A 20,786-nucleotide genomic window follows, 5' to 3' on the forward strand; every position below is an offset into this window, starting at 1 on the left:
GAATCATTTGACTGAGGTGAACCATGCAGTACCAAGTCGACACTCATACCCATACTGTGGCTTCGAGCCATGCTTATAGCACGATTCATGACTACTTAGCGGTGGCAAAGCAGAAGGGGATTCGCCTATTTGCCACCACAGATCATGGGCCTGCGATGGCCGATGCGCCGCATTTTTGGCACTTTGTGAATTTAAGAGTTTTGCCACGTATGGTTGATGGCGTCGGGATTTTGCGGGGTATCGAAGCCAATATCAAAAATATCGACGGCGAGATTGATTTCTTTGGCGATTATTTAAAGCAGCTCGATATTGTGCTCGCAGGATTTCATGAGCCCGTCTATCCTCCGTCAGATAAAGCGACTCACACAGAGGCCATGATTAATGCGATTAAGAGCGGCAAGGTTGATATCATTACTCATCCAGGTAATCCTGCCTATCCGATTGATATTGAAGCCGTTGCCCGCGCCGCAGCCGAATACGGTGTGGCGCTCGAAATTAACAATTCCTCCTTTGAAGTGTCCCGTAAGGGCAGTGAAGCCAATTGCACTGCGATTGCCAAAGCGGCCAAGGAATTTGGCACGATTTTAGTTATGGGCTCTGATTCCCATGTGGCTTTTAGCTTAGGTGGTTTTGCGCGGGCGCAAGCGATTATCGATGAAGTGGCTTATCCGCCATCACGATTACTCAATCGTAGCCCTTCAGCACTCTTGGCCTTTTTAGCCGCCCGTGGCCATGAAACCGTTGCTGATTTGATCCCCTTATTCAGTGACGATGAGCCATGCTGTTGATTAGTGATGAAAATAGTGGCAACTAAAGTGACGCCACTTCAATGCGGGGCGGCGAGTGCCACAGATGCTAACATTCCTCAAGTGGTGTTAATCACTGGTGCGAAGAGTCAGCTCGCTCAGGCCTTGCTGAGAGTCGCTGCCGATATTGGCGAGCTAGCCCTAAATAGCAGCACAAGTACAAACTCAGTCGCACCAATTAAGCTTTATGCGCTAAGTCGCAGTCAGTTAGACATTACCGATGCCGCTAATATTGCCGCCGTATTTGATCAATATCGACCAAGCTGGGTGATCAATTGTGCGGCCTATAATGCGGTCGACGCAGCTGAGCATGATGCAATCGAAGCGAATCGTGTGAATGCACTCGGCCCTGAGTTATTGGCGCAGCAATGTTGGCTGTCGGGCGCCCGCTTACTGCATGTGTCGAGCGATTATGTGTTTGGTGGTCATGCTGTTTGCGAGATTGCTCATGCAGCTGAACGTGCAGTGGGTGATGCTAGAGAAAGTGGCGTTAAACAGCATCAAAACCCTGACTCAGCTTCAAATTCAAACCCAAACCCAAATCCAAACCAAGTTCATGTACCAAGGCCATTTGTTGAACTTGATGCTCCCGAGCCGTTGTCTGCTTACGGTACGAGTAAGTTGCTCGGCGAGCAGAAGGTATTGGCGATTCTGGGCGAGGATGCAACGATTGTGCGTACCTCATGGCTCTACGGTCAAGATGGGCATAATTTTGTCCAAACCATGCTGAACTTGATGCGCACTCAACCAAGATTGCAGGTGATAGTCGATCAAATCGGCTGTCCGACGTGGAGTGATGCACTCGCTAAGGTGATTTGGCAATTAGTCATGCAACAGTGCTCGGGCGTATTTCATTACAGCGCTCAAGGCCAATGCAGTTGGTATGAATTTGCCTGTGAAATCCAGCGACAAGCCCTAGCGCTCAATCTGTTAAGTCTGCCAGTAGTTATCCAGCCGATTACCAGCGCTCACTATGCTAAACAAGCATTAAATCGCGGCGTGAGTTTGGTAAAAAGACCGAGTTATAGCGTGTTGAATAGTGCCAAAGTGCAGTCCGCTTTGGCTGTCAATACCGCACTGTTTATGCCTGATAACGTCGTATGGCAAGATTGGCGTCAGCAACTGAATTGCATGTTGCGACGATTAACGTGACTCACATTTGGGTTTAGGCAGGTTTAATCAGGCGTTAAGCGTTTACATCATCGCAGTGATTAACGCTTTCGAAAACAAAAAGCCCGCCAATAATCAGATTTAAGCGACGGCTTTAGACTATCAATATGAAAACATAGGCTGTGAATACGAATGCAGCTGGACTTAAGCCTCTTCTCAGCGCCAATGGCTTGCCTTAGTATCGTAATCACTTTGTTTATCTGTGGTTTTGTGCGCCGCGGTTTAAGCTGCGAGTCTTAGTCTATTTTGCTTGATGTATGATGAATTTGTTCTAAATTCCCCTTGGATGACAATGGCATAATGCCAAGATATTTAATGCATTAAGGAAGTTTCAGTGACAGACAAGACGACAATAGCGCAGACATTGACCAAACAAGATCTACTGCAAGTGGTCGCGATTGCCAAAGCCGCAGGCAATGCCATTATGACAGTTTATGGTCAAGATGACTTTTCGGTGAGCCATAAGGGGGACGATAGCCCTGTGACGGCCGCCGATTTAGCCGCGCACCACGTGATAGTGGTGGCATTGGCAAAGCAGTTTGTCGGTATTCCTATTATGTCTGAGGAAGCGGCGGATATCGCGTGGGACGTGCGTCGTCAATGGCAAACCTATTGGTTGATTGATCCTTTAGATGGCACTAAGGAATTTATTAAGCGCAATGGCGAGTTTACCGTCAATATTGCACTTATCCATCAAGGGGTTGCTATCGCAGGTGTAGTATATGCGCCTGTGCTCGATACGTATTATTACGGCGCTAAACATTTAGGTGCATGGCGCCAACAAGCGGGTCAAGAGAGCCCCTTATTGGGCGCCAATACGCCACGCGAAATGCCGATGATTGTCGGCAGTCGCTCGCACTTGAGCCCTGGCTTAGCGCAATATTTACAACAGTTTGGTGAGCATGACATCTTAAGCGTGGGTAGCTCGCTTAAGTTTTGTATGTTGGCTGAAGGCAGTGCCGATCTGTACCCCAGACTTGGCCCAACCAGCGAGTGGGATACCGCAGCGGCGCAAGCTGTACTCGAAAGTGCAGGCGGCACAGTTGTCTGTTATGACTCAGGTGAACCATTAACTTATAATCAAAAACCTGACATTTTAAACCCTTACTTTATTGCCACAGCTCCTGGCTGGGTAAAATAACGATTGCCTTGCATCAATCTCACTTGATGAAAGGGCAAGCTAAACACTGGAGTGGTAATTCATGATGCGCATGGGCGTCGATTTAGGCGGAACAAAAATAGAATTAGTCGCACTGAGTGATGAGGGCAATGAGCTATTTCGCAAACGTGTGACGACGCCACGTGACTATCAGGGCACGCTTGCTGCGGTGGTTGATTTAGTTAAGGAAGCGGAAGCGACTCTTGGCGAGAAAGGCACTGTCGGCGTGGGTATTCCAGGTGTGGTATCGCCCTATTCAGGTTTAGTCAAAAATGCTAACTCGACGTGGATCAATGGTCAGCCCCTCGATGTACATTTAGGGGAATTGTTGCAGCGTGAAGTGCGGGTTGCCAATGATGCAAACTGTTTTGCGGTATCAGAGGCGGTCGATGGGGCAGCCGCTGGCGCTTCTGTGGTGTTTGGCGTGATTATTGGTACTGGTTGTGGCGCGGGTGTGGCAATTAACGGCAAAGTTCACGGTGGTGGTAATGGTATCGGCGGTGAATGGGGTCATAATCCTTTGCCTTGGATGACCAAGGAAGAGTTCAATACCACCCGATGTTTCTGTGGCAATCCCGATTGTATCGAGACCTTTATCTCTGGCACTGGCTTTGTGCGTGATTATAATGCGGCTTTGACGGCAGCAGGTACAGTGCGTGCTCCTGCCAAATCAGGTGCCGATATTATGTTGTTAGTCGATGGAGGTGACGCCATTGCGGTTGCTGCGTTTGATCGTTATATGGATAGACTCGCTCGTTCACTCGCCCATGTGATCAATATGCTCGATCCCGATGCCATAGTGTTGGGCGGCGGAATGTCGAATGTCGCGGCGATTTACCCAAGATTACCGGCATTGCTGGCCCATTATGTGGTGGGACGTGAGTGTCATACGCCTGTGGTGCAGAATCTATACGGTTGTTCATCGGGAGTGCGCGGTGCCGCTTGGTTGTGGGAAAAGTGATCCATTATTGAGGATATAAACTCCACCAGTGAACTCATTACGCTATGAAATCAACGTCTAGTGATATCAGAGTCTTGTAAACAATAGCCCAGTAAAACGCTGGGCTAGCTTTATGTGCGATGTATTCCCCCCGTATTTTGATGCTATGATTGCGCTCCTTTGGATTGCTTGGCATGGACATCATGTTTTGGGTTAAGAAAGTTGTTTCACAGGGGATGATGCCGATTCCCTTTATCCTATTGTTATTACTGATTTCTTTTCTAGTATGGCGCCGTCGCAGTATGGCGAAATACTTAGTATCCTGCGCTTTTTTTCTCTTACTGTTTTTAAGCAGTCAACTGAGTGTGAATACCTTAGTGCGGCCGTTAGAATCAGCTTACCCGATTAATTCCACGCCCATCGCAGGCGCTTGTTTTGTGATGGTATTAGGTTCAGGGCATGCTGATATAGCGGGAGCGACGGCGGTGCAATCCTTATCGGACGTCGCCCTTACAAGGTTAACTGAAGGAATTCGGCAACTTAAGTTGGGTCAAGAGTGTATGTTGATCGTCAGCGGCTGGGGTGGTGAACTCACTCAATTTTCCCATGCTGAAATGATGGCTAAAGCCGCGGTAGAGCTAGGTGTTGATAAAAGCCGAATTATTCAATTTCCACTGGCGCGCGATACGATAGAAGAAGCGCAATACTTAAAGTGGGAGTTAGGGGAGGAGCCCTTTCGCTTAGTCACATCGGCCACTCATATGCCAAGGGCGATGGCTATTTTCGCCGCTAAAGGCTTACACCCCGATGCTGCCCCAACGGATTTTATTGGCCGAGATGATTTTTGGTGGCGGTTAACCGCCGATAATTTAGTGGCTTCTCAACGGGCGATTCACGAATACATTGGCCGTTTGTGGTTATGGATAAAGGCCGTAAGTTAAAGATGGCAAGTTAAGGGTGTGGTTTGCCAAGTTCAGTCTAAAGATAGTGAGTTTTAACAGGAAGATGAACAATGACAATTGAGTCAGAAATAGTATCTGTGCGTCCTTTATCGAAACGAAATGGGTTAACCTTAACTTGGCTGGGAGGCTTAAGTCTGGTGCTGGGTTTGGGACTGTTTCTGACGTGGCCGGCCTTGTTTGCTGTCGGTTTGATGTTTTTTAGTTTGGGCGCTATTTCACTCATTCTCGGTTTAGCCAAGGTGTATGAGCCGGAAACGACTCTAGCACTAGATGACAAGGGGCTGACCTATTTTCATCGCCGCGGCAAAGTGGCTATCGATTGGGATAATATTCAGCGGGTCGATATTCCGCGGGTGACTAATGGTTTAGATACTATAGAGTTATCTTATTTAGGCATTAAACTGAAACATTTAAATCCCATTCTCGATAATATTTCCCTGCGTCTAGCAACAGGATTATTAACTGAACAGCGACCTTTGCTGGTGACGGCTGCCTCTCAAGATGCAGATTTAGCGACTTTAGAAACTTATCTCGGCGCTGAGTTTGGCCCTTTAGTGATAGAAGGGGATCGTTATCGTGGCGTATTGGCTATGTTTGGGCATCGCTGCGTGATGTTAGATACGCGTTTAGGGTATCACTTGTATATTCCCCATGACAGTTTAGATAGGGAACCTAAGGACTTTATTAAGTTACTTAGACAACGTATTGCACAATGTAGCCGCTCAGCTGGTTAAATCTACAATCTCAATTGAAGATCATCAGCAATAAAAAAGGGGACCCTAGGGTCCCCAATGAGTTGCAGAGATTAAAGTTTGGGTTGTGCAGGGGCAACCCAAAGGTACTAGTGTGCTACCTCTGCGTGTACCTTATCTACACCGTAGGTTTTACCTTCAGCATGACAAGTTGCGCAAGATTCTACTGGTAAGTTAGGATCTGTCATTGCATCAGCTTCAACCACAGCACCGTTGCTTCTAAAGTGAGCGACAGCCGCTGCATCAGAGTGAGCGTGACAGCTACGGCATGATTCAGCTACTGGGCTAATGTAGTTGCTACCCACTTTGATTGAACGTTTCTCAGAGGCTAAACCACCGTCAGTCGCAAACAGTTTTGCATCATCTTTGTGACATGCAGAACATGCAGTTTCTGGTGATGGATAACCGACTAATTCACCATTGGCATCGCGGAAGATCCCTGCGATAACATCAAAGTTACCACTGTGGAAGCGGTGGGCGACGGTGAATAAGTCTTTGTTATTGAAAGTGACTTCTGGATTAATGACTTTGCTACCGTCTTCACCTTTAGAAACCACTGTTTTATGGCCTGATGCACCTGTTGTATCGTTGTGACAGTTCATACATTGATCAAAAGTGTAAGTTCCGTGTCTGGTGCCCTTGATATAATCTAAGGTGCCGTGACAGGCGTTACATTTTGCTTCTTCTACGGTAATTCGAGCAGGATCTGTCATTCGAGCTTTAACTACTGCAGAAGCATCTAAGCTATAGAATTTAACAGGAGCAGTGTTACCAATTGGATTTGTTGGGCCAAATTCAAGTCCTGTGGCATTACAGCTACTCACTTTACCTGCTTTGATACAGACGTTGGCTTCTGAACTGACGTAGATAGTACCAACAGCTTGGGCATCGGGAATATCTTTTACGAAGGTTAATACACCATCGGCCAGCGTACCATTTTCAAGCTTAAGAGCTATTGCTGTTGGTTTGACATCTCTCCAAGCATAAACAGTACCATCAGTGGTTACGTTACCCAGTAATAAGCCGTTAGCCACAAACATACCAGTAGGGTTAGTTGTCGCGTTATACACTTTTAAATCGGTTCCGTTAGGAATTGCAGCGCCATTCATGGTCACATTGGCTTTTAATGTCAATGTTTTCATTCCAGGTGTTGCTGAAGTCACTACTGCTGCACTGGTAAAGTCAACTTTGAATAGGCTTGCATACTCAGCGCGTTTACCGACACTGTGTACAGCTTCAGGTGTTAAGCTACCGCTGCCATGGCAAGATTTACATTGAGTATCATCAGCTTGGGCTAAACCAAATTCTGAATGGTTTTCGCCAGTGGTGAAGTTCACATTGATATGACAACCCACACAAGCTTGCGCATAAATATTGGTGTTATAACTTGGTGCACCATCATGACAAGATTTACATTCTTTCAAATCAGATGGGAAACCAACTTCACCGAAATATTCTTTTGCTTCGCCACTTAAGCTGTCACTGATGTGATGACCTGCGTGGATCCTATGGATCATGGGAGCAAAATCAAATACCCAACCTTCGGCCAGTTGTGCGTCACTTGGAACGAGATCAGGGTTATGACAAGTTACGCAGTTTTTAACATCTTGGTAGTTATGATGGGCTTCAATCTTCGCGATATGGCCGTCTACTTCACCGTGACAGTTTTTACATGCCGCACTAGATACTGTGTCTTTACCCGATACACCTAATTCATCTGTTGCAGGGATAAAATCAACGGGTACAGACAAAATCTTGTCAGATAGGACAACACCAGTACTATCGGCGATGTTGTAAGCACGTAAAAAGACTCTGTGTACTGCGTTTGGATTATCATTTGGATTAATGATTGGCGCTGCGCCACCATAAGTCCAAGTTGCTGTGTAAGTGCCTGGCGTCGCTGTATCTTCGGTTAAAGTACAAGCGTTTTTAGTTCCGTTCAGGCCGTTTAGAGTACAAGTTAACGAAGTGCCAGCGGCATTTGCCGTGGCATTATTTTGCCACTCAATCGGCGCGCCAGTACCTGAGGTGTTTTCATTTGCTGTTAAAGAATAAATTGCAATTTTATCCAGTCCTTTGAAAGGGACTACTTTGCCTGCATTTTTACCCGTAACAGTAAATTTAACACTGAAGCCTTCACTGCTGGTCACTTTAATGTCAGCAGGACTTAACGTGAATGCCAGATCTGTAATGGATTGAGCTGTCGTTGCGAAGGAACCCGCAGGGGCTCCGGGTGTACCTGGTGTTCCGGGAGTGCCTGGTGTTCCGGGTGTACCTGGTGTGCCAGGTGCCCCATCTTGACCATCGCTTCCGTCCCCGCAGGCGGTAAGACTTAAGGTACTGACGAGAGCCAGTGCCAGTAGAGATTTATTGTAGTTTTTCATCATCGCGTCCCTTTTTCTATCTATAAGACTGCGTGTGCAGTGCCTCTAATATAGGAGGATTCATCTACTTATAAAGTGGTATTTGCAAATTTGTATCTGATATGTGAACGATGATTTAACACCCGTGAATGGTAATTCTAAACTTTGCATTTTGATATTTTAAATAGTGAAATTAAGCTGCTAGCCTATGATGTGTATCACAATTTCAATCTTTAAACTTAGGTCGAAATGATGAATTCATTTTCGGTTAAGCAAAATGAACGATGTTAAAAGAGCCTAAATCTTAAGTCGTTATCTTAAGGTTTTGAGCACAAAAGCAATGGGATAAGAGAGCGAGGATAGGGGGACGATATGGCATTTTAAAGTGATTGAATTGTGCCTTTGATAAATAGAAGCCATAGCCCAGTAAACCCACTTAACCCACTTAACATCCATGACGTAAGCTAGGTTGATGAACTTAGTGTGTAATCTATTTTTGTATTAGTGTGCTGGTTCGAGTGCGGCAAGTAAGGAGCGCACGACGAGATCACACTGGCTTTGGCTGTAACGCCGATGAACTGCAGGTTTCTCAATCAGATAATAATGTGGCGCCATCATAGTTTCGTGGAGTCTATTAAGCTCTGTGTCGCTAAGGCGCTCGAGATGTAATCCGGGCATATGTTTAACTGTGTGCATATCAATGCTGGAACAAAAAGCCACACTCTTCATGGTTAATAGATGGGCATACCATTCCTCCCTGTCTATCACTTTCTCTACTGTAGGCAGTAAGATACCTTGGCGCTGGCAAAATAATTCTAAGGGATCGATTTTACTGTTAAAGCCCTTGAGTTCTTGAAATAGAAACGGATGGCGACAAATTTGCTCTAAGGTAATATTCGTCTCAACGTCCCAAAGTGGGTGTTGCTTGGCTGCAACGATATAAATGCCATTGATTGAGCCAAGTTTGGTGTAACTTAATTCTTTATTTTCAGCACTTTCAAACGTAATCCCAAAATCAAGCGCACCTGCGTGGATCAACTCAGCGCTATTTTCCTGCCATTTATGTAAGCGTATTTGTCCTAGCTTTTGGGCAAGTTCAGGAGTACTTAACTGAGGCGCTAAAAAGCTTAGCAGGCCATTACAAGCAGCGATATGCAGCGGTAAGTCGGTATTGATGGCCGCATTTTGTATCTGGATCGCAGATTGTTCGAGGTGATAAACCGATTCAGTAAACTGGCAAATAGCAACGTAGAGACTTTCTGCTAAAGGCGTCGGTTTAAGCCCCTGTTGACGACGATAAAATAGTTCATCGTTAAAGGTTAGGCGTAATGCATTGAGGCAGCGGCTTATTTTGGGTGCAGAAACATCTAGCGCTTTGGCCGCGCTATTTGCGTGCCCAGTGTCGAAAATACTTTTAAATACAAGCAAGGTAAAAACATCGAGTTCACAGATCTGTTTTAGTAATAAGTTGCTCATTTTGTATTTTGCCCTGTATGAGTCTTAAATGTTTTTGCGGCGCTATTAGGGGAGTTCTGTGTCCTTGCGATTACCCGAACCACCGCGATCAAATATCATGGATACTAACTGCCAAGATTAACATTCAGCATGCGGATTAACTGTGATCCCTCTCGGCAAAATAACAATTATTTAACCATTGTAAAGGGGAGAGTTGGGGAGAGTTAGATGAGTAGGCGCTATGTTTAGCGTCGAGCAATAAGGAATGATTGAGCTAAAAGAGTGAGTCAAAGTCTGCTCACCTAAGGCGGCGAGCAAACGATAGTGATGCATTTCGGATTAATGAGATTCTATGACGTCGTTTTGCACGGACGGTAAGTTGAGTGGATCTGCTGTTGGGGTATGGCCTATTGCATGGGAATAAATGGTTGGTGCATCTTCTTTAATCCGCATCCCGATAAATTGGCCACCCTCAAGGATTTGCATTGAGGTACTTGCCACTTCGCCGTCGACAACACCATTACGTTGGATCACTAAACGCTCACAAATGAGTCTGCCTTTGAAGTGCCCATCGACGATAAATTCATGGCACTTTACTTCACCTTGAATTATACCGCCTTGTTCTATGGTGATATTGGCCTCAGAAAGCAGCTGACCTTGGATATCACCGCCAACAAGCACGTCGCCTGTTAATTCGATATTTCCCGTGAGTTTAGTGCCTCGAGCAATAAAGCTAAAAGAGGTACTTTTTTTAGGCGGGAAAAACAGTTTTTTTACAAACATCATCATAAATTAACTTAATTCGAGAAGGGATTAACTGAGTTCAACAGAGGCGCGATACTAGCTTAAAATCCAGGAGAAGCACAGCTCGGCATGTGTTAATGCAATTACAGTGTTTCTATCAAGTTGGTCGTTTTATCTCAATGGCTTTGCTAGGGCAAGGAGCTACGCAGGCACCGCATCCAGTACAAAGATCAAGGTCTATTTTGGGGCTCGGAGCCTGACCAATACTGAGCACAAAGCTGATGGCTCTTGGTTCGCAGGCATCCTTACAACTTTGGCACCAGATCCCTTGAAAGGTTAAGCAGCTTTCTTGAACATGGGCTTGGTATTGCCAAGGTGCTTGAGTCAAATCGAAAATATTTTCAGGGCAAGCCTTAGCACACAGGGTACAAAATGTGCACTCATTGTCCTTAAAGGAGACTTCAGGAAATCCGCCATCACCTTTGATGATAATGTGAGTTTCACAAACCTCAAGACAGGCGGAACAACGGGTACACACATCGGTGAACTCGATATCATCACGTACCCAAGGCGGCCTTATCGCATTATCTTTACGCCGGCGAAAGAGGCTGCGACGGCTGTGATTAATACTTTGAGTCATGTTGCTCCTCGGGTGGTTAATGATGTAAAGCGACGGTATTTAGAGGGATAAAGAAAAATGGCTTGGGAGATTTCCACAAGCCATTCAAGTTATTAGCCGTTATAACCATTGGGATTGGTTGATTGCCAATGCCAGCTACTGTTGGCCATATCTTCTAGGGTATGAGTCGCTTGCCAGCCAAGATCTTCCCTTGCGTGGGTTGGATCGGCGTAGCAGGCGGCAATATCCCCTGGGCGACGTGGCGCAATTTGGTAGGCAATGGTGTTACCACAGGCTTTTTCAAAGGCCTTAACCATGTCTAATACACTATATCCTTGGCCTGTGCCTAAGTTATAGGTCACTAGACCAGGTTTAGTGGCCAATTTTGCAAGCGCTTTTAAATGGCCATTGGCTAAATCTACGACATGGATATAGTCACGCACGCCAGTACCGTCGTGAGTCGGATAATCATTACCAAACACGCTTAAGGCGGTGCGTTTACCCACGGCAACCTGCGCAATAAAGGGCATTAAGTTGTTAGGGATATCGTTAGGATCTTCGCCGATTAAGCCACTGGCATGGGCGCCAACCGGATTAAAATAGCGCAGACGTGCGATATTCCAGCTCGGATCGGCATTGTGTACATCTGCCAATATATGTTCAACCATCAACTTAGACTGACCATAAGGGTTTGTTGCCCCTGTGGGAAAGTCTTCGGTGATCGGTAAACTTGCGGGATCGCCATACACAGTTGCCGATGAGCTGAATACGAGATTTTTTACCTTAAATTCTGCCATGACTTGGCAAAGGATAAGCGTACCCGTAACGTTATTCTCATAATACTTCAGGGGTTTTGCGACGGATTCTCCCACCGCTTTTAATCCTGCAAAGTGGATAACTGAATCAATAGCATGATCGTTAAACACTTTCTGCAATAACGCTTTATTGAGAATATCGCCTTGATAGAAAGTAACCGATTTACCAGTGATCCGCTCGACTCGGTTTAAGGCTTCTATGCTTGAATTAGACAAGTTGTCCAATACAATCAAATCATTACCAGCATTGAGCAGTTCTACTACTGTGTGGGTGCCAATATAGCCAGCACCACCGGTCACTAAAATCGTCATTACTTAATTCCTTTTACAACGGTTTTTAAATAGTGCGCAAAATCTTCACCGATTTCGCTGTGGCGCAGGGCATATTCAACGTTAGCACGCATATAACCTTGCTTGTTACCACAGTCATGGCTCTTACCTTCCATGTAGTAAGCATTTACGGTTTCTTGCTTCATTAACATCGCAATCGCATCAGTTAATTGAATTTCATCGCCTGCGCCCGCAGGGGTTTTAGCCAGTAGTGGCCAAATGCTGGCAGGTAACACATAACGGCCTACAACGGCTAAGTTGGACGGCGCTTCATCCACGGCTGGCTTCTCAACCAGTTCGACTAATGGCTCAGATTCACCCGGTTGTAAATCATGACCATTCACATCGGCAATACCGTATTGGTTGACGACGTTATGTGGCACGCCTTCCACCATGATTTGACCGACTTGGGTTTCATCAAACAGGGCAACCATAGCGGCTAAGTTATCGCTACGAAGGTCACAGCTGGCTTCATCTATGATCACATCCGGTAGCAATACGGCAAATGGTGCATCGCCGACGACAGATTTAGCACACAAAATCGCATGACCTAAGCCTTTAGCTTGAGATTGGCGCACGCTGATCACTGTTACATCTTTAGGACAAATAGATTGTACGGCTTCAAGTAACTGACGTTTAACGCGGCGTTCTAATTGGGCTTCTAATTCGAAACTGGTATCGAAATGGTTTTCGATAGAGTTTTTACTGGCGTGGGTCACGAGTACAATTTCTTTGATCCCAGCCGCGATAGCTTCACTGACTACATATTGAATCAATGGCTTATCAACAACGGGTAACATTTCCTTTGGAATTGCTTTGGTCGCTGGAAGCATACGAGTGCCTAGGCCTGCGACAGGAATAACGGCTTTACGAATTTGATGTTGTTTCATTGCGAACCTTTTAGGTCAAGGAGATGCGGTTAATGGCCAATATTGTAAATGACCTGCACAGAAAAGCTATTTAGAAACGCTGAAAACTTAGGATATTTAAGTATTTTTACAGTGAAGTCGACGTAAGTTTTAGCAAAGGTAGCACAGAGCATCTAATCCAGCATGGGTGATGTGCACTTGCATGGCATTTTTAATACCCTTGTAATATTTGCTTTACGTTTACGTCACAGTAGTGGTGCAAGAATAAAGTGTGAGGGAGTTAACAAATTTAAAGGCTTAGATCACTATGGTTCCATGAGCGCTAGCCACTAAGTGAAGACTATGACGAAAGGAACAGAGTACATCGCTCACAGAGCTGATGACACAGGGTTTATCAACTACCCGCAAGAAGAACATGAGATTTGGAGCCAGCTTTATGCCCGTCAAGCGATAAACCTGCCTGGCCGTGCCTGCAAGGAGTATTTGCAAGGGCTAGATGCCTTGGCTATGCCAAAGGATCGTATTCCGCAACTTACTGAAATTGATACTGTATTGCAAGCGACCACCGGCTGGAAAACGGCAGCCGTACCTGCGCTGATTTCCTTCGGCCGTTTCTTTGAACTGCTGGCCAATAAAGAGTTTCCTGTGGCGACATTCATTCGCCGTAAGGAAGAGTTTGATTACCTGCAAGAGCCTGATATTTTTCATGAAATATTTGGTCACTGCCCTTTGCTCACCAACCCTTCATTTGCCAATTTTTCACATATGTATGGCCAATTAGGTTTAAATGCCAGCAAAGAAGAAAGGGTATTTTTAGCGCGTTTATACTGGTTTACGGTTGAGTTTGGCTTGCTACAGCCTAAAGATGGCCCCTTGTGTATCTATGGTGGCGGTATTTTAAGCTCACCTGGTGAAACTTTATATGCAATGGAAAGTGACGTGCCAGAACGTCAGCCCTTTGATTTATTGAATGTGTTACGAACCCCATATCGCATTGATATTATGCAGCCGATTTATTATGTGATTGAGCACATTGATATGCTTGATGAAATTGCCAAAATGGACATCATGAGTTATGTCACTAAGGCACGTCAGTTAGGTTTATTTGCTCCTAAATATCCTCCCAAAGCCAAGGCGAGCTAGTCTCGGTTCGATGGATGGTTTGATGTGTTATTTGAGCCGCCATCTAATTTAGTAATGTGATTTAAGTAATTAATAAGTAATGAGTAAAGTGCAACTGAATATCCCTATCAATGTTGCCAACAGGAGTATGTATGACTGCGTTATCGAATATGAAATGTGAAGCGTGCCAAGCCGATGCACCAAAAGTGACCGATGAAGAATTGGCAGAACTTATTCGTATGATCCCTGACTGGGGCGTGCAAGTGCGTGACGGCGTAATGCAGCTTGAGCGCGTCTACAAGTTTAAAAACTTTAAACTGGCGATGGTATTCACGAATAAGCTGGCGGATTTAGCGGAAGAAGAATTCCACCATCCAGGCATTTTCACTGAATGGGGCAAAGTGACTGTCACTTGGTGGTCGCACTCCATTAAGGGGCTACATAAGAATGACTTCATCATGGCCGCCAAGACAGACCAGTTGCTAGGTTAATTATTTAATCAATTTAATCAGCATCTTAATGTGTTTTATGATGCTGATTTTTTCTTCCTGTTACAATTCAACTGTAAACTAGGCTTGCCACTTTCAATTTAACCTTCTAACGTATACGGGCTCTGCTATTTCCCCTCATCGCTGACGTTTTCGTCAAAGGTAATGATTTGCCTAGCAAGCGTTATTTTTGTTGTAAAGCCTAAGGCGAAAAATAGCTCTGCACGGTTTATCCCCAAAATTCAAATCAAAAAAGGGAATATCAGTCATTATGCGCTTGGAAGTCAGCTGTCAGGATCGTGTTGGTTTAGCCAAAGATATCTTAGTCGTGTTAGAGCGTTATGGTATTAATTTAATTGCCATTGATGCCAGTAACCAAGGATTCCTGTACTTACAATTTGCCGAAATCAGTTTTGAAACCTTGAGTGCCTTGATGCCGCAGATCCGCAAAGTGGAAAGTGTCCACGATGTGCGTACGGTGTCATTTATGCCCTCAGAGCAAGAACATTACGCCCTTAAAACCCTGCTCAAAACCTTACCCGACTCCGTTTTTTCTATCGATGCCAAGGCACGTATCCGTATCGTTAATGAGTCCGCCTTGCTCAATATCGGCATGGGTGAGCACGAAGTGCTCGAAGAGTCGCTTAATCATTGGGTGCAAGGTTTTAACTTCAGCCGTTGGTTGAGTGAAGCACAAGTATTGCCACAAGCGGCGCGAGTTCAAATCGGTCCAAACGAATATTTAGCGGAAATGCTGCCGATTTACCTACCCGATGAGGATGAAAAAACCATCTTGGTTGGTGCTGTGGTGTCGCTGAAATCCCCTGCGCGCGTTGGAAAACAGTTTAACGCGCTGCAGAACCAAACCACTGGCTTTGAAAATGTATTAGCCAGCAGTGACAAGATGAAGGAAGTGCTTAAGCAAGCGCGGCGTATGGCCCAGCTCGATGCACCTTTGTTGATCACGGGTGAAACGGGTACTGGCAAAGAATTAATGGCCAGAGCTAGCCATGATGCGGGGATGCGCCGTGAAAAACCTTTTATCGCCATCAACTGCGCCGCTCTGCCCGACAGCGCTGCCGAAGAAGAATTATTCGGTTACGTCAGTCAGGGCAAAGTCGTCAAACGAGGCTTTTTTGAAGAAGCTAAGGGTGGCACAGTATTTCTCGATGAAGTGGCGGAAATGTCTAGGGCGGCTCAAGTTAAGCTGCTACGGCTATTGCAAGATGGCACTTTTAGACGCATAGGGGGCGATGAAGAAGTGCGTGCTGATGTGCGAATTATTTGCTCGACCCAGAAAAATTTAGCTGAACTATGCCAAACTGGCGAGTTTAGGGAAGATTTGTACTATCGCATCCATGTGCTGAGTTATCACATCCCGTCATTACGTGAGCGTAAAGTCGATATCATTCCACTGACGGAAATGTTCCTCGAACATTACAGTCAACAGTTGTCTAGCCCTGTTCGGCGGATTTCGGCCCAGTGCCGCGATCATTTGCTCACCTACGCTTGGCCAGGTAACGTACGCCAATTAAAAAACGCGGTCTTTAGAGCCGTGTCTATGTGGGATGGCTCGGCCGAGTTGACGGTAGAACAGCTGAAATTGCCGTCATACGCCGAAGGTTTTGGTTACTTTGATAATGAGTTTGAGGGCAATCTCGACGATGCAATGAAGCAGTTTGAAGCGAGTCTGTTGCGTCGATTATATCCGGCCTACCCGAGCACTCGCCAGTTGGCGAAAAAGCTAGGTGTATCACACACAGCTATTGCTAATAAACTGCGTGAATACAAGATAGCCAAGCGCCGTTAGTTAGAGTCTCGTTGGGTTGACACAGTCAATGTAACAGTATCGTTCCACTTAGTTGCCGACTTTTCAGGCATATTGCTTACCGAGATATTGATAAGCGGTAACTAGGTTATAAACGTAATGATTAGTTTACAAAATGTGAAATAATTGACCTAAATGTGATTTTGGTCACGCTATAGGAATCTTGAGCTGCATCGGGTATTTCTACGCGCAACAGATACGTTAAAACAAGTAAAAAAGCATGCCTCGTTGGCGCGGAATGCGTAACGTGTATGCCCTTAATGAGTCAAAAAGTCCGATTTAAATCGCCGAATATAAGCTGGGTGACGTCGCGCGTTTTCCAGCACAATAAAATTGTACACCTAGCCGAAGAGCACTGGAGCCAATATGAAACTTGCAAGTTATAACAATGGTCGTCGTGATGGTCAGTTGATGTTAGTCAGCCGCGATCTCACTAAAACGGTTGCCGTTCCTGCCATTGCCCACACTATGCAGCAATTACTCGATGGTTGGGATTTACTGAGACCGCAATTGCAAGAATTGTACGATGCGTTAAATGAAGGCATGTTAGATAACGCGCAAGCGTTCGACGAAGCTAAGTGTTTGTCGCCATTACCGCGTGCTTACCAATGGGCCGATGGTAGCGCTTATGTGAATCACGTTGAGTTAGTCCGTAAAGCCCGTGGCGCAGAAATGCCAGAAACCTTTTGGACAGATCCGTTGTTTTATCAAGGTGGCTCAGACAGCTTTATTGCCCCTAAAGCGGATATCCCATTGGCGAGTGAAGACTGGGGTATCGATTTCGAATCTGAAATTGCGGTTATTACCGATGATGTGCCTATGGGCGTGAGCACTGACAATGCAGCTAAGCACATTAAATTGTTGATGCTAGTCAACGATGTGTCATTGCGTAACTTGATCCCTGGTGAGTTGGCGAAAGGCTTTGGTTTTTTCCAATCTAAACCATCGAGCAGTTTTTCGCCTGTGGCTGTGACACCGGATGAATTGGGTGTCCGTTGGGAAGATTCGAAAGTGCATTTACCGCTGATCACCTATTTAAATGGTGAATTATTTGGTCGTCCGAATGCAGGCGTTGATATGACCTTCAATTTCAGTCAGTTAGTTTCGCATGTTGCAAAAACCCGTCCATTGGGCGCAGGCGCGATTATTGGCTCTGGTACTATTTCTAACTATGACCGTAGCGCAGGTTCGAGCTGTTTAGCGGAAAAACGTATGTTAGAAGTGATTGCCGAAGGCAAAGCCACTACGCCATTTATGCGTTTTGGTGACACAGTGCGTATCGAAATGCTCGATGATAATGATGTAACCATTTTTGGTTCTATCGATCAAAAAGTGGTTGAATACAAAGCCTAAGGCTTTCCCTTAAAGGGCGACACCGACTCAAACTAACGGGGCTTAATTGCCCCGTTTTTATACTGACTTTTATAAGGACATGAAAATATGAAACTTTACGGTTATTGGCGTTCCAGTGCAGCCTATCGGGTTCGAATTGCCCTTAATCTCAAGGGGATTTCAGCCGAACAGTTTTCAGTACATCTCGTACGTGATGGCGGCGAGCAACATAAAGCGGCCTACATTGCGCTTAATCCTTTAGAGTTAGTGCCAACCTTAGTGGTGGATGATGAGCTGGATGTGGATGCCTTGTCGCAATCTTTAGCGATTATCGAATATCTTGATGAGATACATCCACAGTCGCCATTACTGCCTGCATCGGCTCTTGAACGTGCCCACGTGCGCGCTATGGCACTTACGGTCGCCTGTGAGATCCATCCATTAAACAACTTGCGGGTATTGCAGTATTTAACGCAAACCTTAGGTGCTGATGACACCGCCAAAAATACTTGGTATCACCATTGGGTCGCAAGTGGTTTTACGGCCTTAGAAACCTTGTTAACACGGCATTGCGGTCGTTATTGCTTTGGGAATGCCGTGACATTAGCCGACTTATGTTTAGTACCGCAGGTGTATAACGCCCAGCGTTTTAATGTGGATTTAACGCCTTATCCCAATATCATGCGCGTGTGGGCCGAGTGTAATCAGCTTGAAGCCTTTGCCAATGCTGCGCCAGAGCGCCAAGCGGATGCGGTGTAACGAATTGCGCGGATACGGTTTTTACGAATAGAAAGAATGGATGATGAGGCTTGCTTTGAGAGTCTAATCTCAGCGATGGAGTTTAAATGCTTTTCAGTAAAAAATGTCCGTATTGCAAAGGTAAACTCGGCGCTAAGGATGTGCCGATTAAGGAAGGACGCTGCTGTCATTGTGATAAGCCGATACTGTACAAATTCAATATAATAAAATGGATGCTACTGTTCGTGCCTATCTATATTGTTAGCGTTAATCTGCTAGACAAAGATGTACATGGTTTTTGGATTTGTGTTGCGGTGATGGCACCGATTTATAGTCTTGTTTCACTACTCTGTCATGAGGTCGTAAAGTGCTCAGAAACCGATGGCGAAGTGGAGTAAGCCTAATGTCTTTCCCGTGTTTTTATCTGATATTGAAGCGGGCGATACTGTTATGAATGAAGTTATGAGTGGTGCTAGGGGTAATGTCATGAGTGTTGCTACGAATAATGTTATGAATGATGCAATGAGGGAAGCAGCGCTAGAGCATCAATTACTCGAATGGATAGCTCAAGACTGCGAGCGGGTGAGGGCGCTTGAACTCGTGCTTCAATGCGCCAAAGTACACTCAATGCCGCAGTGGTGTCTGGTGGCAGGATTTGTCCGTAATTTAGTCTGGGATCGTTTGCACGAATTTGAGTTGAGTCCACTGAACGATATCGATCTGATCTATTTTTGCCCTTTAGATATTAGCCCTGAGCGGGATCTGGCGATTGAAGCCTATCTTCATCAGCTTGCCCCTGAGTTACCTTGGTCGGTTAAGAATCAGGCGCGCATGCATAGTCGCAATCAAGACATGGCTTACACATCTTGTATTGATGCTATGGCACATTGGCCAGAGTTAGAAACTGCGGTTGGGGTGTGTTTAAAATCTCATGTTGAGACAGATACTCAGGTAGATACAGAGACTGATCATCATTCCACATATTACGGTATTGAGCTGGTGATTCCCTTTGGGCTGAACTCCCTGTTTGCCCTCAAATTGAGCGCCAATCCAAAGCGATCATTACCCGTGTTTCATCACAGAGTCGCGACTAAGGGCTGGCTAACTCGCTATCCTTTGCTTACGTGTTGTTATTCAAGCTAATCTTCTCACTTTCTTATTCGTTCAGTCTAAAACTGACTTAACCGCCTCACACTGTCATTCCATGCAATCTAGTTATCTAACATGATAGGTATCATCCTCAAGCCTTTTTTATTTGTCCATTTTTTGTTTTTATCCTCATTTAACTCGTCTCTATAATTTGAAATTAATGTTCAAATAACCTCTTAGTTAAGTGCTTTTCATTGTTACTAAAATGTTTATGGTGTTATTGATCACTACCTCTTGAGGTAGTCATTAGTGATGGCTAATACAACACTTAGCTCACAGAAAACAAAGGGGTATTATCAATAAACGTTTGAATTTCGTGATTCAGCTCCCATGTGTAGTACCTATAAGTGAGTATTGCTCACTCACTTTGATTTGGATCAATAAATCAGCCGCATATCTCTGGCAGTGTAGGCGTCAATTGTTAAGGATGTAATACAAAACAAAAACCTATGTTGTACATATGGAGTATGATGATGAATAAAAACACTGTTTCTACACTGGTCGTTGCCACCCTTTTAGCCGCTGGTTTTTCTGCCTCTGTATCGGCTCACCAAGCGGGTGACATTATCGTTCGTGCGGGTGCTGTGGTTGTTGCGCCAAATGAATCAAGTGATGATGTTGCGGGTAACGGCGAGTTCCAAATCAGCAATAACACTCAAGTGGGTTTAAACTTTGGCTACATGCTGACAGATAACTTTGGGGTTGAGTTATTAGCTGCCACACCTTTTAGCCACGATGTTTCTTTGGCTGGCGTAGGTAAGATTGCTGAAACTAAACATTTACCACCCACTTTAGTGGCGCAGTACTACTTTGGTGATGCGCAATCTAAATTACGTCCATACGTGGGTGTCGGTGTTAACTATACTAATTTCTTCGACAATGAGTTCACCAACGATTTAAATGGTGCGTTAACTGACTTGAGCATGAGCACTTCGTGGGGCTTAGCGGCACAAGCAGGTGTTGACTATCAGGTTAACAAAAACTGGTTAGTGAACGCTTCAGTGTGGTACGCACAAATTAGCAGTGACGTGAAGTTTAAATTAGCGGGCGACACTGTGGTTATCGACACTGATATCAACCCATGGGTTTATATGGTCAGCGTGGGTTACACTTTCTAATCCACTGATTAGAAAAGCGTAAAAAAG

The 20,786-nt window shown here is 45.3% G+C and carries 20 protein-coding genes; 14 read left to right on the top strand and 6 right to left on the bottom strand.

The features are described 5' to 3' along the window. The first annotated feature begins 23 nt into the window (after nt 1-23). The 6 genes from L5L97_RS02115 to L5L97_RS02140 all read left to right on the top strand — a co-directional run bounded on the left by L5L97_RS02115 (nt 24) and on the right by L5L97_RS02140 (nt 5,771). Entirely contained in the window at nt 24-788 is a 765-nt protein-coding gene (locus L5L97_RS02115; protein ID WP_028760589.1) for a phosphatase, read from the top strand. A 6-nt stretch (nt 789-794) separates the two neighbouring features. Beyond that, nucleotides 795-1,958 (top strand): SDR family oxidoreductase, encoded by a 1,164-nt coding sequence (locus L5L97_RS02120; RefSeq protein WP_263180980.1) that lies wholly within the window; start codon nt 795-797, stop codon nt 1,956-1,958. Between the two features lie 352 nt (nt 1,959-2,310). Next, nucleotides 2,311-3,117 (top strand): 3'(2'),5'-bisphosphate nucleotidase CysQ, encoded by an 807-nt coding sequence (cysQ, locus tag L5L97_RS02125; protein WP_263180981.1) that lies wholly within the window; start codon nt 2,311-2,313, stop codon nt 3,115-3,117. Between the two features lie 61 nt (nt 3,118-3,178). Then, nucleotides 3,179-4,096: a fructokinase gene (gene mak / locus L5L97_RS02130; protein ID WP_173245814.1), complete on the top strand. Its 918-nt coding sequence runs from the start codon at nt 3,179-3,181 to the stop codon at nt 4,094-4,096. Between the two features lie 218 nt (nt 4,097-4,314). Then, nucleotides 4,315-5,016, top strand: a complete 702-nt coding sequence (locus tag L5L97_RS02135; protein WP_263160919.1) for a YdcF family protein — start codon at nt 4,315-4,317, stop codon at nt 5,014-5,016. A 71-nt stretch (nt 5,017-5,087) separates the two neighbouring features. Next, nucleotides 5,088-5,771 (top strand): DUF2982 domain-containing protein, encoded by a 684-nt coding sequence (locus L5L97_RS02140; protein WP_212600041.1) that lies wholly within the window; start codon nt 5,088-5,090, stop codon nt 5,769-5,771. A 107-nt stretch (nt 5,772-5,878) separates the two neighbouring features. Here the strand turns inward: L5L97_RS02140 and L5L97_RS02145 are convergent, their stop codons facing one another. The 6 genes from L5L97_RS02145 to galU all read right to left on the bottom strand — a co-directional run bounded on the left by L5L97_RS02145 (nt 5,879) and on the right by galU (nt 13,005). Then, nucleotides 5,879-8,176: an OmcA/MtrC family decaheme c-type cytochrome gene (locus L5L97_RS02145; RefSeq protein ID WP_263138114.1), complete on the bottom strand. Its 2,298-nt coding sequence runs from the start codon at nt 8,174-8,176 to the stop codon at nt 5,879-5,881. A 477-nt stretch (nt 8,177-8,653) separates the two neighbouring features. Further along, nucleotides 8,654-9,628: a LysR family transcriptional regulator gene (locus tag L5L97_RS02150; protein WP_113938944.1), complete on the bottom strand. Its 975-nt coding sequence runs from the start codon at nt 9,626-9,628 to the stop codon at nt 8,654-8,656. Nucleotides 9,629-9,946: 318 nt separating this feature from the next. Next, nucleotides 9,947-10,396 (bottom strand): polymer-forming cytoskeletal protein, encoded by a 450-nt coding sequence (locus tag L5L97_RS02155; RefSeq protein ID WP_263160646.1) that lies wholly within the window; start codon nt 10,394-10,396, stop codon nt 9,947-9,949. 112 nt (nt 10,397-10,508) lie between these two features. Continuing rightward, nucleotides 10,509-10,991, bottom strand: a complete 483-nt coding sequence (gene napF, locus L5L97_RS02160; protein WP_263138116.1) for a ferredoxin-type protein NapF — start codon at nt 10,989-10,991, stop codon at nt 10,509-10,511. Nucleotides 10,992-11,083: 92 nt separating this feature from the next. Beyond that, nucleotides 11,084-12,097, bottom strand: a complete 1,014-nt coding sequence (galE, locus tag L5L97_RS02165) for a UDP-glucose 4-epimerase GalE (protein ID WP_263180982.1) — start codon at nt 12,095-12,097, stop codon at nt 11,084-11,086. After that, nucleotides 12,097-13,005 (bottom strand): UTP--glucose-1-phosphate uridylyltransferase GalU, encoded by a 909-nt coding sequence (gene galU, locus L5L97_RS02170; protein WP_028760578.1) that lies wholly within the window; start codon nt 13,003-13,005, stop codon nt 12,097-12,099. The genes galE and galU overlap by 1 nt, the downstream gene beginning before the upstream one ends. A 321-nt stretch (nt 13,006-13,326) precedes the next feature. On the opposite strand from galU, the gene phhA reads away from it, so the two are divergent. The 8 genes from phhA (at nt 13,327) to ompW (ending at nt 20,759) form a co-directional block, all read left to right on the top strand. Then, a complete protein-coding gene (phhA, locus tag L5L97_RS02175; RefSeq protein WP_219250194.1) occupies nt 13,327-14,127 on the top strand; it encodes a phenylalanine 4-monooxygenase in 801 nt (266 codons plus the stop codon). A gap of 131 nt (nt 14,128-14,258) precedes the next feature. Beyond that, nucleotides 14,259-14,597 (top strand): 4a-hydroxytetrahydrobiopterin dehydratase, encoded by a 339-nt coding sequence (locus L5L97_RS02180; protein WP_028760576.1) that lies wholly within the window; start codon nt 14,259-14,261, stop codon nt 14,595-14,597. Nucleotides 14,598-14,865: 268 nt separating this feature from the next. Then, nucleotides 14,866-16,404 carry a transcriptional regulator TyrR gene (gene tyrR / locus L5L97_RS02185; protein WP_113938940.1) on the top strand — a complete coding sequence of 513 codons (1,539 nt, stop codon included), beginning with the start codon at nt 14,866-14,868 and terminating at the stop codon, nt 16,402-16,404. Between the two features lie 384 nt (nt 16,405-16,788). Next, nucleotides 16,789-17,775 carry a fumarylacetoacetate hydrolase family protein gene (locus L5L97_RS02190; RefSeq protein ID WP_028760574.1) on the top strand — a complete coding sequence of 329 codons (987 nt, stop codon included), beginning with the start codon at nt 16,789-16,791 and terminating at the stop codon, nt 17,773-17,775. 87 nt (nt 17,776-17,862) lie between these two features. Next, nucleotides 17,863-18,513, top strand: a complete 651-nt coding sequence (maiA, locus tag L5L97_RS02195) for a maleylacetoacetate isomerase (RefSeq protein ID WP_263138119.1) — start codon at nt 17,863-17,865, stop codon at nt 18,511-18,513. A gap of 86 nt (nt 18,514-18,599) precedes the next feature. Then, entirely contained in the window at nt 18,600-18,890 is a 291-nt protein-coding gene (locus L5L97_RS02200; protein ID WP_212600045.1) for a hypothetical protein, read from the top strand. An 88-nt stretch (nt 18,891-18,978) separates the two neighbouring features. Beyond that, a complete protein-coding gene (locus L5L97_RS02205) occupies nt 18,979-19,635 on the top strand; it encodes a nucleotidyltransferase family protein (protein WP_263181014.1) in 657 nt (218 codons plus the stop codon). 476 nt (nt 19,636-20,111) lie between these two features. Then, nucleotides 20,112-20,759 (top strand): outer membrane protein OmpW, encoded by a 648-nt coding sequence (gene ompW / locus L5L97_RS02210; RefSeq protein WP_263180983.1) that lies wholly within the window; start codon nt 20,112-20,114, stop codon nt 20,757-20,759. Nucleotides 20,760-20,786: the final 27 nt, after the last annotated feature.

This window comes from Shewanella sp. SM71 (assembly GCF_025653905.1).
GTDB lineage: Bacteria > Pseudomonadota > Gammaproteobacteria > Enterobacterales > Shewanellaceae > Shewanella > Shewanella oncorhynchi.